Origin of the sequence: Virgibacillus flavescens (assembly GCF_050574275.1) — a bacterium.
Classification (GTDB): domain Bacteria; phylum Bacillota; class Bacilli; order Bacillales; family Amphibacillaceae; genus Virgibacillus_F; species Virgibacillus_F flavescens.
Map to the genome: position 1 here is coordinate 2,788,204 of NZ_CP192260.1, position 13,259 is coordinate 2,801,462.

The 13,259-nt window shown below is 33.5% G+C and carries 11 protein-coding genes; 3 read left to right on the plus strand and 8 right to left on the minus strand.

Annotated elements, in window-relative coordinates; translation table 11 throughout:
* Positions 1-7: 7 nt before the first annotated feature.
* Positions 8-1,207 (plus strand): chromate transporter, encoded by a 1,200-nt coding sequence (locus VBD025_RS13570; protein ID WP_430786351.1) that lies wholly within the window; start codon positions 8-10, stop codon positions 1,205-1,207.
* Between the two features lie 45 nt (positions 1,208-1,252).
* On the opposite strand, the gene VBD025_RS13575 is transcribed toward VBD025_RS13570, so the two are convergent.
* On the minus strand, positions 1,253-2,722 hold the full coding sequence (locus VBD025_RS13575; protein WP_430786353.1) for a protein adenylyltransferase SelO: 1,470 nt from the start codon (positions 2,720-2,722) through the stop codon (positions 1,253-1,255).
* A gap of 278 nt (positions 2,723-3,000) precedes the next feature.
* Here VBD025_RS13575 and VBD025_RS13580 point away from each other — a divergent pair, with 278 nt between their 5' ends.
* Positions 3,001-3,495, plus strand: coding sequence for a L,D-transpeptidase family protein (locus VBD025_RS13580; RefSeq protein WP_430791418.1), 495 nt, complete (start codon positions 3,001-3,003; stop codon positions 3,493-3,495).
* Between the two features lie 76 nt (positions 3,496-3,571).
* Here the strand turns inward: VBD025_RS13580 and VBD025_RS13585 are convergent, their stop codons facing one another.
* The 7 genes from VBD025_RS13585 to VBD025_RS13615 form a co-directional block, all read right to left on the minus strand.
* A complete protein-coding gene (locus tag VBD025_RS13585) occupies positions 3,572-5,371 on the minus strand; it encodes an FTR1 family iron permease (RefSeq protein ID WP_430786355.1) in 1,800 nt (599 codons plus the stop codon).
* Between the two features lie 171 nt (positions 5,372-5,542).
* Positions 5,543-7,315 carry a type IA DNA topoisomerase gene (locus tag VBD025_RS13590; RefSeq protein ID WP_430786357.1) on the minus strand — a complete coding sequence of 591 codons (1,773 nt, stop codon included), beginning with the start codon at positions 7,313-7,315 and terminating at the stop codon, positions 5,543-5,545.
* 157 nt (positions 7,316-7,472) lie between these two features.
* Positions 7,473-8,375 carry a hypothetical protein gene (locus VBD025_RS13595; protein WP_430786359.1) on the minus strand — a complete coding sequence of 301 codons (903 nt, stop codon included), beginning with the start codon at positions 8,373-8,375 and terminating at the stop codon, positions 7,473-7,475.
* Between the two features lie 131 nt (positions 8,376-8,506).
* A complete protein-coding gene (locus VBD025_RS13600; protein ID WP_430786361.1) occupies positions 8,507-10,180 on the minus strand; it encodes an AAA family ATPase in 1,674 nt (557 codons plus the stop codon).
* Positions 10,167-10,700, minus strand: coding sequence for an ABC-three component system middle component 1 (locus VBD025_RS13605; protein WP_430786363.1), 534 nt, complete (start codon positions 10,698-10,700; stop codon positions 10,167-10,169). Before VBD025_RS13605 ends, VBD025_RS13600 begins: the two co-directional genes overlap by 14 nt.
* 16 nt (positions 10,701-10,716) lie before the next feature.
* Positions 10,717-12,336 carry a hypothetical protein gene (locus tag VBD025_RS13610; protein WP_430786365.1) on the minus strand — a complete coding sequence of 540 codons (1,620 nt, stop codon included), beginning with the start codon at positions 12,334-12,336 and terminating at the stop codon, positions 10,717-10,719.
* A 93-nt stretch (positions 12,337-12,429) separates the two neighbouring features.
* Positions 12,430-12,657: a helix-turn-helix domain-containing protein gene (locus VBD025_RS13615; RefSeq protein WP_430786367.1), complete on the minus strand. Its 228-nt coding sequence runs from the start codon at positions 12,655-12,657 to the stop codon at positions 12,430-12,432.
* Between the two features lie 69 nt (positions 12,658-12,726).
* Between VBD025_RS13615 and VBD025_RS13620 the strand changes: the two genes are divergently transcribed.
* Positions 12,727-13,257, plus strand: coding sequence for a hypothetical protein (locus VBD025_RS13620; protein ID WP_430786369.1), 531 nt, complete (start codon positions 12,727-12,729; stop codon positions 13,255-13,257).
* The last annotated feature ends 2 nt before the right edge of the window (positions 13,258-13,259 follow it).

Below are 13,259 nucleotides of genomic sequence, written 5' to 3' on the forward strand. Positions count from 1 at the left end.
TGATGATGTGAGTAAACAGGAAAAGACAAGCTATAATTTTCATACATTCTTAGAGATACTTCTCGCTTCAACAAAACTGGGGTTCACTTCGTTTGGTGGACCTGTTGCACACTTAGCATATTTTAAAGATGAATATATTGATAGACGAAAATGGCTGGATGATAAAACATACACGGATATCATAGCACTCTGTCAATTTCTGCCTGGTCCTGCCAGCAGTCAGGTAGGTATAGCAATAGGTATGGTGCGCGGAGGTATAATAGGAGGAGTGATATCCTGGATTGGATTCACTCTGCCATCAATCATTGTACTCGTTGTATTTGCAATGCTCTACCAGACCTTTACACTGGGCGACGCTGGATTTATCCACAGCTTGAAAATTGTTGCTGCAGCAGTTGTACTGCACGCTATAATTGGACTTGGAAAAAAGCTGACTCCAGATAAAACAAGGCTTGCAATCGCTTTATCGGCAGCTTTTATCATGCTGCTCTATCCTTCAGCATGGATGCAAATATTAATCATTATTGGCGCTGGATTACTTGGGTTAACGTTATTTAAAAATAAAGCAGAAACAAACGTACAACCTTTTTCAGTAAATATCTCTAAGAAAACCGGTATTACTTCTTTAAGTATTCTTGTTACCACATTAATTGTACTTCCTATTATCAACAAGCTTACTGAAAATCCTTTAATTAATATATTTGATATATTTTTCAGGGTTGGTTCACTGGTTTTTGGTGGAGGACACGTAGTTTTACCAATGATTGAGCGCGAGCTGGTTCCACAAGGTTTGTTGACCGCTGACCAATTTCTTGCAGGTTATGGTATGGCGCAGGCTGTACCGGGTCCACTTTTCACATTTTCAAGTTACTTAGGAACGATGTTGCAAGGAGTTTCAGGTGCTGTTGTGGCTACTATTGGAATTTTTCTTCCTTCCTTCTTATTGATTATCGCTGCATTACCATTTCTTAATTCGTTACGAAAACGTTCTTCTTTTCAGGGTATTTTAATGGGGGTAAACGCGAGTGTAGTTGGAATTCTGGTAGCAGCATTTTATGATCCAGTACTTAAAAGCTCTATTTTTGAAGCTTCCGACTTTGCATTAGCTGTTATCTTATTTATGTTACTTCATAAGTGGAAGGTTTCCGCTTGGATGATTGTTTTATTAGGGATTACAGGAGGATATATCATAGATTTAATTAGTTAAAAAGAATGGGGCTGACCGGTAACTAACTGGACAGCTCCATTCTTTTTATGTGCCACAAAAAGTTTGATATGGTTGATTCGTCGGCTCAGGAGGTGTTGCGTACTTTTTTTGTTCAGCAGAATGAGCATAAGGGTTTGAAAGAACTGCCAGCAGCTGCTCTACCAAACTGTAATCCTCAAGATTCACTGCAGCTTCTAAAGCTTCTTCTACCCGATGGTTTCTTGGGATAACCGCAGGATTGGAGTTCTGCATCAACTCTTTTGAGGAAGCTTTCGATTCCTCCTGCCTGCATAGTCTCGCCATCCACTTATCATACCAAAGAGAAAATTCAGGGCTCTCAAATAAATCTGATCCATCTTTCTTGTCAAAGGATAAATCACGAAAAGTATTCGTAAAGTCGGCTTGATATTTCTGCAGCATTTGAAGAAATTCTTCAATTAATGACTGATCCTCTTCTTCCTCGTTGAAGATACCAAGTTTCGCTCGCATACCACTGAGCCAATTAGCAAAATACTGAGTTGGAAATTCAGAAAGTGCTACCTCTGCTACGTCAATGGCTTTTTCCTGATTTTCATCCAGCAACGGCAATAGTGTTTCTGCTAATCGTGTTAGATTCCATTTAGCCATATATGGTTGGTTTCCATATGCATATCGCCCTTGAACATCAATAGAACTAAATACTGTAGCCGGATCATATGTATCCATAAAAGCACACGGACCATAATCAATCGTTTCCCCGCTTATCGTCATATTATCGGTGTTCATTACGCCGTGAATAAAACCAACCAGTTGCCAATTAGCAACCAACTTTGCCTGACGCTCGATTACTTCCTGAAGCAGCAATTGATATCGGTTATTCTTATTTTCAATATCTGGAAAATGCCGATTTATTGTATAGTCAGCCAGAGCTCGGAGTTCTTCAACATCACCCAGTCCTGCTGCATATTGAAAGGTACCGACCCGCAAATGACTGGCAGCTATTCGCGTTAGAATTGCTCCAGGTAATTCGGTTTCACGCCTAATTGTTTCACCAGTTGTGACTACTGCAAGACTTTGAGTAGTTGGGATACCGAGTGCATGCATAGCTTCACTTATAATGTATTCACGCAGCATTGGTCCAAGCGCTGCACGACCATCCCCCCCGCGGGAATAGGGTGTACGACCTGATCCTTTAAGTTGAACATCAACTCGTTCACTTTTAGGAGTAATTTGTTCACCCAGCAGCATAGCTCGGCCGTCACCTAGCATGGTAAAATTACCAAACTGGTGGCCTGCGTAAGCTTGAGCAAGAGATAAACCGCCTTCTGGAACCTTATTGCCAGCAAGTATGTTTAAACCACTCTCACTTGTCATTTCCTTAGCGTCCAGCCCAAGTGACATGGCCAACTTATTATTAAAAATTGCCATTTTTGGTGAGTTAACAGGATTTTGATCGAGGGTAGAAAAAAATGATTTCGGCAAGTGGGAATAACTATTTTCTAAGTTCCATCCCTCACCCCTTATTTCTTTAGTCATTATATCCCCTCCTTTTTATTAGTATTTCCTAAAATCGTTGGCATCTGCAATATTTTTAGTTAATCGATAGGAATTATTCATAGCCTGTTAAAAGACACAGTGACAAGAAACTTGAAACTATTCCTCTATATTTTAACATAGGAAGGAAAATTTTTATGTAAATGGCAGTTTCACTTAAACTAGAATCAGATAATTGCTGAAGTGATCTAACTTTAATGAAACTCTTTTACTAATCTGCATAATATGAGTGCAGGGTAGTTACTATGGAGGTGTTTATTCTGATTCATACAGTTAAATCTGGTGAAACACTGACTCAGATATCAAAAGATTATCGTACACCATTATCGGCAATTATTTCTGCAAATCCCACTATCAATCCAAACCTCATATTTCCAGGACAATCTATTGTTATACCAGGCATACCTTCACCGCAAACAATTCCATATCAAATTGATGTTTCTGTTAATAACCGGTGGCTAAGATTACTGAGAGATGGTGTAGTACAAAAACAGTATCCAATTGCTGTCGGAAGAATACTTCACGGCACACCAGTAGGAAATTTTATCATTGTAAATAAAGCACCTAATCCTGGTGGACCATTCGGTACGATGTGGATGAGTTTATCAAAAGAACACTATGGGATTCACGGGACGAATGATCCCAGTTCGATTGGTAAAGCTGTATCGAGAGGTTGTATTCGGATGTTTAATAAGGATGTAGAGGAATTAGCAAGTATCGTTCCTGTAGGTACTATGGTTTACATTCATCCCTGAACTCCTTAACTGGGGAGGTAATAAAATAAGAAAGAAATAGCACCATCTAAAAAGAGTGGAACTATTTCTTTCTTATTTATCGTGCTTGCTCTGCTCGAATTCTTTTTGAACTGCTGTTTTTGCTTGAATGTAACCTATTTGTTATCGTCATTTGTAGTCCGATTAATAAAAGTAAAGTAATCTGCGCGATACTTGTTTCCCATGTAGGATAGAACCCAAGCCAACTAATGTCTGATACACTTTCAATAGTATGGGCAGGAAGTTTTCCAACCACTTGTAAGGCGTGAATGCTCTCTCCTGTGAATTTAAATGCTAGATAATAAATCAGAAAAGTTATACTTAAAAACATTAATCGTATAGGCAATTTAACACTAAAGTACATAATTGCGATACCGACAACAGCCAGTATTAACAGCGCAATTCCAATTCCTGAAAGCAAGGTATCAGTTGATATGCTCGGCACCATCACTGTATAGAATATTATTGTTTCAGCACCTTCACGAACCACCGTTAAAAATGCAACTCCTGCAAGCGACCATAAACTTCCTCGAGCAATTGCGCTTCCAACTGATTCATGGATGTAATTGTTCCAATTCTTAATGTTGGATTTTCCGTGTAACCATGCGCCGACTGTAAACATTAGAACCACTGCTATTAGTCCGGTGATACCTTCCATTAACTCACGATTTTGTGCGGAAGTTGCTGCTGATAATACAGAAGTTAGTAGGAAAGCTAACCCTACACTCGCTATTGCCCCTGCAGCTGCTCCTCCCCAGATCCAAACGCGTTTCTCTTTGTTTCCACTCTGTGTTAAAAATGCAAGTAATGCTGCAAGAATTAATATAATTTCTAATCCTTCACGTAGTAGAATAATAGCTGCGTCCCAGATGGAATAAGTTGTATCGTTTGTTATTGCGTTAAGCTGTGACTTCATTTTGACAACTACTTCACTCGCTTCATCCATTTTTGGTGGATTAGACATCAACAATCCGAGGGCATGTGTCATATTGTTTTCCGTATCTTCATATACACTAGCCGACTTCGTACTTACCTTACCCTCAACGGTCGGCCATACTGAAATAAACGCTTCCATTTCGCGAGTTGCCACTTCATTATCCCCAGATTCTATGGCATTTTTCGTTTCTTCTAATAGGTTTACAAGCGTCTCAATATTCTTTTCCCCGGAATTTTTAGCAGGAGAACTTGTAGCAGTGTTTTTATTTGCAAAATCTTTAATTGAATCAAGTAAAGCACTTAAATATTGTTTCGCCTTTTCAGGATTAGATGATGCCTCTAATGAAGCATTTACCAAACCCATAGTTGTTTCAATTCCTTTATAAGATTCTGGACTAGTTGACTGAATAGTGTCCTCTACACTTTCCCAGCCAGAGTGAAATTCTTCATATTCTTCAATGGCATGATCCCACTCACCATGATCTACCAATTCAATTGCTTCCTCTAATTCACGGGATAAACCTAATAATGCAGTTGCACCGGGTACATTGCTTGTAGCTTTTTTCTGCTCTGATCCTGCAATAGCCGCTTCTAGCTTGGTAATCGCTTTACCTACCTGTTCGCTGTCTGGATTATTGCTTTGAATTAAACCTTCTGCTTTTGCCATTGCGGCTTCTATCTCTTCATATGTATGAGGTGCGTTTTCCTCTATGGAATGTTCCACTTGCTCCCATAATTCATGAAACTCACTAATTGCAATTCTCACCTTATCTATCCTGCCTTCAGCAGCTAATTCTTCTGCTTTCTCAACAATTGGCAGCAATTTTTGCTGTACGTGATTGCTTTCAGCGGCTAGTGCTGGTTGTACGAGGTAAAAGCTGAAAAGTGACAGTAGCATCGCCATAAATGAAATTTTCCTCATCGTAAATTCTCCTCTCAAATCAATTGACAAATGGAAATGATAATCATTATCAATGATAACGATTATCATTATATTGTAATACAATTCATAAGTCAATAGACATTTTATAATCGAAAGACGCAAAAAAACAACAAGGCACTTTCACCCTGCTGCTTGGTATACCGAATCTGTTTATTTTTTTGCAAATTCCATCTTCCAGCTATAGTACTCGTTTGATTCATTCTTTTCGTACCGGAGATAAGCATTAAACTTTTTGCCTCTTTTACTAACAAGACCTTTCACATAAGCCGATCCAGTGTTTAATAGAGACTTGACCATAGTAATTGTTGGCTTTTTTCTCATAGTTGCTAAATATTTATCGTTTTTCCAAATTACAAATTTACATCCGCTTTTCCAATTACTACATCCAAATCCTTTGTACCCTTCAATAATACTGCCTTCACAATTGGGACATTTTCCAAGCACTTCTTTTGATATGGAAGCAGATGCAACCTGATTGATAATGCCAGTTTCATCATTTTTTATTGTTTCAACTGACTTTGTAGTAAAGTCAAAAACAACGCGCAAAAACTCTTCTTTTTTAACAGTTCCTTTTTCAATATCGGATAAGGTTTTCTCTAATCGTCCGGTAAATTCCAAATCAAATAGATCATTTACTGGAAAGGTTTCCACAAGCTTAATTCCAAGCTCCGTACACACTAGATTCTTACTGTTAGTTGAAATATAGCCTACATCATTCAGTTTTTTGATCGTTTCTGCTCGTGTAGCTGCTGTACCAATACTGAATCCAGTTAATACGCCACCCATAATTTCTTCAATTTCATCTTCCTTCAGACCCTTCCCACAGGTTTCCATCACACGCAATAAGGTTTTTTCCGTATGGTTTTTTGGAGGTTTAGTAGTGTGAGAAGTAACCTCTGAACCTATCACATTTACGTGATCATTCTTCTGAACAAGTGGCAAAAGTACATCCTTGGACTGGATGCTTTCTACCTTCTTCCACCCTTCTACTAACTGTACCTTTCCTTTTGTATGGAAAAGTCCATTTAAATCCGCACTATCAATTTTTGTAATTAATTTTGTTTCTTCATAAACAGCAATGGGCATGAACTGCATAATAAATCGGTTTTTAATCGCAGTATAAACCAATTGCTGGTCGCTCGTGAGTCGGGAAGGCATCATATATGTTGGAATAATGGCGCTGTGACTCTCTACCTTGGCACTATTAAACACCCGTTTTGATTTCGCAAACTTAATTTCGTCTTTATATGGCAGATTTTCAGCAAGTTTCTTTAAAACGCCAGCTGCCTTACCTACTAAACTTTCATCGAGAGCAGTGCTTGACGTACGTGGATACGTGATAAATTTCTTCTCATATAGTGTTTGAGCAACCTTTAATACTTTAGAAGAAGTCCAACCATTATATTTACTTGTAATATACCCCTGTAAATTAGACAGGTTAAATAAAAATGGAGGAAATTCTTTCTTTTTCTCAACCTGTTTATCGATAATCGAAGCATCTTCACCGGACAGCTGATTCTTAATTATATCCAGAGAATCTTTCTCTTTGAATTTTTCTTTTTTTCCTTCCATATAGATACCTTGGTACTCATTTTTATCATCTGTTTGAAAGGTAGCGGATAATTTGAAGTAGTTTTCGGGGACAAACGTTTCAATTTCTTTATCTCGGTCATAAATAATCTTCAAAGTCGGCAGTAAAACTCTGCCAATATTTAAGGCTTTACCGCGTCCCTTTTGAAATTTTAAAGTCGCAACAGATGTCAGGTTAATTCCAATAACCCAGTCGGCCCATTGTCTGCTGATCCCAGCATCCTGCAACGGCTGCATTGCTTCGTTTGGTTTCATTTCATTTATACCACGGCGCACCTCATCAGGTGTCCACTCATTGATCAAAAGCCTATATACTGGTTTATTGGGTTTCAAATTATTGATTATGCTGTCACCAATAACCTGACCTTCCCTTATAACAAGTTAGCGTTTTGTATAATAGCTTCGAACCCCTTTCTACACTAGAAAACAATCAATTTTAGGATGAATTAATTTTTACACATTATCGGCAGGATTTACTGTGATAATAATATCAATCATTAAATTTTATACTCTTTATATTTGTTACTAAACTGTCATTGTTTTCTAACATGAAAACTTGAATTGAGTCCTTTTTATGTTCATTTTTCTTTAAGTAAAGCTTCAAAAAGTCCAAATCATGTGTTGAGAAAATTAATTGTCTATTAATAGATGACAGCACATCACAAATAGAAAACTGATTGACATCGTCCATATTCTGTATTGGATCATCAATACCTACAAAATCTAGTTTACTAACACTTTGTACTTCATTTATTGCCAGAAAAATTGAAATAGCTAATACATATAGTTGTCCAGAACTTAAAGAATGCTGTACATTAGTTACATTTGTGGACATACCACCTTCATTTTTATTTTTATAAGATAGAATTATTTCTAGTTCCTCAGTGCTTGGTGAACTAAAAAGGACTTCATTAACATTAGGAACAGGATTTAAATATCTAAAATACTTTTGAATTTTTGAATCAGGTCTATTTAATAGATCAGAAGCTTTTTCTCCAACTTGATAATAAATGGCATTCCGATAATTGTCGATCATTTCAAGTTCACTTTTAGATTCCTCAAGTTTTTTTTCATTTTGTAAAATTATATTAGTAAATTGCTGGATATTAGACTCAATCTTCGAATTATCTTTTAATTTTTGGTATGAGTTAAATGCCCTCCTAGTTAATTCGATTTGTGAATTAATTTCGCTAATTTCTTTTTCCATTTCTTCAGAAACTACTTCAATAGCCATATTCCTTTTATCAATCGGTAAAATCCTAGATAACAAGAATAAAACTTGATTTGCTTTTTTATATTCATCTTCATAATATTTTCTAATATCCTGTTCTTTTTCTTGAAATCTTTTTAATATTATTTTTCTATTAATAAGATCTGAGTGTCTATATTTCAAAACTTTCTTCTTTTCTATATTGCTATTCAGTTCTTTTTGGGGATAATTATTTAATTTATTCCTTAAAGATTTAATAGTATAGTATTTAACTTTAAAATTATTATATTTGTTTATTTTTTCAGAAATAGCGTTTAGCGAACTTGTAACCTTCTCATATTCTCAAAAATGTCACTTTTATACAAATTACTATTTTGAATTTCCCTTAGATTCTTTTCGGAAATTATCAGGTTTGTTTCCAAATTTTTCAAGTCATTTACAGCACTTATTTTAGCATTTTTCAAATTCTCAACTTTTTGATTTATAATTTTTATTTTTTCATTGATCTTTGAGATTTTGCTTGAATTTTGTTGTATGATAAATAAATTTCTTTCAATATTATTAAGAATAGATCCAGATAAATCTTCTTTTTCAGATGAGCATACAGGACAAATCTTATTGTCAACATGATGATTTTTCTTTTCTACATACGAATAAACTTCTTGGATAGCATTGTTTAATTTATTTAATGAAGTAGATTCTTTTTCATTATCTAGTGAAGATTCAAGGTTACTAAGATACTTACTATATCTTGAAATTTTTTTATCATACTTTTCAATATATAACTTATTTTCATCTATTAAAATTGGATTGTTTTTAAGTATTTCTTGAATTCTTAAGTAACTTTGTAGATGTGTTTGAACATAAAAAAATTCTTTCTGTTGCTTCTCTGCATCTTTTATTAACGGTTCTAAATTTTCTTCTAAAATATTAAAATCATTTAATTCTGATTCTATAATACTAATCTTTTTTTCTAATTCAATTTTTTCGTTTAAATTATTACTTTGAGTATCAATATTTACTAATTGTTTAGATATTTGATTATCTTCTTCATAAACTTTATCTAATAGACGTTCAATTCTTTTTCTTTTATTATCACTATTTTCAGTTTGAAGTTGTAGATTATTGGAATTTACCTCTAAATCATTATAAGAATAACTTTTTATGTCATAGTTTAAATTTTTGAAATTAGAAAGTTTTTCGTCTAACCTGCCTTTGCTATCTACTAATGCTTCCTCTTTTTTCTTTATTTCCGAAAGAATATCCTCATGATTAACGTTGATTTTTAGCTGCTCCAACATATGATTAATTTCTATTAAATTTAATTCTATTTTTTCTTTTTGCTTTGATTGTATAACATTATTGTATGTTGAGATGTTTTGATTCTGTTTTGAGATATTACGATTAATTTCAGTCTTAACTTTCTTTAAATTTTTCGCCAAATTCATCAATTGCCTATAACCCATTATATCGGCCAAGGAATCAAATCTACCTTTTGGATCATCTCTCAATACGAAATCAGTGATTTGATCCTGAGATAAGATATGCGATTTTTTAATTAATGTAGTAAGTAACTTTTTATTAGCGGTTTCATAAGCAATATTTTCCTCAATGTATCTCTCAACATTTTCTTTCCCTTGAGCAATCGTAATATTTGACAAATCTTTTACAAGTATGGTTTCTCTAGAGCCTTTTACATTGCGAAATGTTCTTTTCAATTTAACTTCATCAATTATCAGTTCAACAGAGCAAGTTTCTCCTTCTTCAGCTTGCCTATTTACAATAATTTTTTTATTGATGTTTCGCTCACCTGGTTGTTTGAATCGATCAACAGTACCCGTTAAGCACCATTCAATAGCATCAAAGAAAGAACTCTTTCCATAGCCATTTTCTCCATACAAAATAATTGTTTTACCATCAACATCAAACCGATTTAAGCCCTTAAAACATCTGAAATTTTCAATGTTTATTCGCTCAATTCTCATCATTAATCACTTCCATCTCATATAGATCAATTAAGATACTTTCTAAATCATTACTATCTAATTCTCTCTGTAGACCATCAATTGAAATAATACGCTCGACTACTTTTTCTAATTTTTGGCTATTGTTTATCCTAGGTAATTTTATACTAGCTTCACTTTCACTGCTATATGAATTCTCTTGATCTAAAAATGGAATTCTTTTAAAATCTTCTGGCGAATTAATAACATACTTTCTAAGCCCTATTGAATCCTTTTCAAGTGAATATGGAATATTCATTTCTTCACTTTTTTTACAAATAAAAAAGTAGGTATTCCATATATTTTCTCCGTTTTTATTTAATACCGTCCTGACATCTACCGCATCACTTCTAACTTGGCTAGATAGCTCCTTATCTGTATATTCTTTAACAATCACATTTATTTGATCTTTTTTACAAAAAAAATAATCTGGATAGAATTCTTCTGATTGTTCTACTTTAAAATTATTTTGTCTTAGCCACTCTATAATATGACTATATTTCATATATTCACCTACTTAGTTATTTTAAAAGAATTTCCCATTTAGCTTGAATATCACTTTTAAACTGAAAAATATCTTCATACCTTCTAACTTTTTTTAAAAATGCAATAAATTTTATCCCAGGAATTATTGTCCATTTATAATCTACGTCTTTTACACTTTTTCCTTGAGGGAAATATTCACTTGCAAATTTAATCATTTCTTCTACATCAAATATTTCTTCATTAGTAAAGTCATCTTCATCGTATTCGCCTTGAAAAATAGTGTGGTTATTTTGCATAAGAATTAGTATCTTCTCTTCATTACTTGCCTTTTCTATAATATCATTTAATTTTCCTATACCTTCTTCTAAGTTTTGATCAATATCTAACCCCACTATAGAAATATAAGCATTACTAACTTCTTTAATTAAAATACCATTAAAACTTTTCGAAAATTTTATTTCCTCATCAAATAATATTTCTAAAATAAAAAGTGTCTTAAAGATTTCTTCCGCTTTCTTTCTTAATTTTAAAGGTTGCATTGTATTTAGTTTGAGAGAAAAGGACTTACCTTCCAAATACCGATGTACCATCTCGTGAATAGGAATATCTTCACTTGCCCATTTTTTTAGCTGATATCTGAAATTTTCAAGCTCATCATTAATCTGCTCTCTAATTGGCTGTTGTAGTTCTAGATATTCTCCATTTAAATTTGTAACAATTTCATCAATTAATTCGTTATTATTCCTATCTGTATAAAACCCTTCTAAGTTATCACTAGCACGTTGCTTTAAAATCTGGAGATATTTAAATGCCCTTTCTTTATCTATGTGCATAAGAGAACCTTGGTTTGTATGATTACATTCGAAGCATAGCTCTCCTAGAAGATAATTTATATCTGCAAACGAAACTCCTGCTGATTCATTTATTAATTTACCTAATTTGTGTGAAATAGTTCCTATAAAGTCATCAAGCTTATCAGGGTCTATAGCCTTGGGCTGGATACAAAATCTAGATAAAAGTTCCTTAATAGATTCATTACAAGAGTTTTCATAATCGAAATTCTCATCTAGTCCCCTATTCTTATATTCAGATACTTTTTTTACAATATCATCATTATCTTCTATATATTGGTCAAAATTACTATTGTACATATAATGTTCAACTCTAATGTTAGTTGAATCTTTCATAATATAGTTTGTCATGAGTTCAAATTCAGTTTTAACACCTTCTCCTTTTGGAAAAAGACGCGCCATTGAGATTAACTTTTGAATCCAACCCTTATATAAATCCGTTTTAGACACAGATTTTACTGGTTTTCTATCACTTAAAACTTCAGATTTGACTTGAATAAACCTTATAATAGAGTCATTCCCTACAACAATATCTTGATGTAGTTCTAAAATCAGGAAATCCCACTTACCTTCTAAGACCTCCGCAAGATAATATAATGTACATAGCAACTGAAAATAAAATCCTGTAAGTGCGTTTTTTCCACCTGTTTCTACTGGTGAATCTCCTAAAATATTTTCTAAATACTTTCGAACATCTTCTTTACTCTTATCCTTTATATTTTCTTGAATAATAATAGAAGTATCTTGATTTAACTCATTTTCTTTTTTTTGAATAGCATCTAGTATCTTTCCTATTTTATCCATAAGATCTTCCTCTTTAAGACAAGTATTTACTTACCTTTATTTTGTATTTTAACACACGCTGTACGAAACCTACTTAGTACCTATATTTATCAATTATTCTGGATATAAATCTTTCAACCTAACCCCCAATTCATCTTTGATTTTAAACAAATTTAAAACAGTAATATTCCTCTCACCTCTCTCTACCGCTCCAATATAAGTTCTGTGTAGATCACATTCAAACGCGAGTTGTTCTTGTGACCAACCCTTTTTCATTCTATAATACCTGATGTTGCTACCAATAATTGTTAATATTCGCTTCTGTTTTTTATTAGTCTTCATATAACAATTCTGTTAATATGAAGACTATAAGTCGACAGACTATAAGTAGCATATTGTGGAGGATATACCATGAATAAAGAAATAAAAGTGCAAATTGAAAACTCTGACATACCAAAAATATTAAAAGAATACTTCTTAAGAAATCCACACGTTCATCTTTATCTCAATGAGTCTTTATTAAAAGATGTTGAGGAAACCTACATAGAGTACGATTCTCTATACGAGTTTGATCAAGCAGAATTTTGTTCTTACATAATTACAGGAATTAAAAAACAAGATAAGCATGAATATTTTTACCACTATTTAAAAAAAGTTCTTGATAGTAATTTAAATCTCATTCCTAAATCTAAAATATCTGATTATCAAAAGGTATTAAAGATAGGGAAAAGTATTTCTAAAGTAAAAGAAGATGAAATTCCACAAGTAATAATTGACCTTCTTAAGTTTATCGACGATTTTAATAAAACTAAAAATCTTAAAAAATTACTTCTTGCACATAAATTAATCGGTATATTACAGGTGCTTTTCACACTTTATCCTGAAAATCCTTACAAAAAAGATTTTAAACATATTAGCAGTAATTTAGACAAATTAAGCTAGTC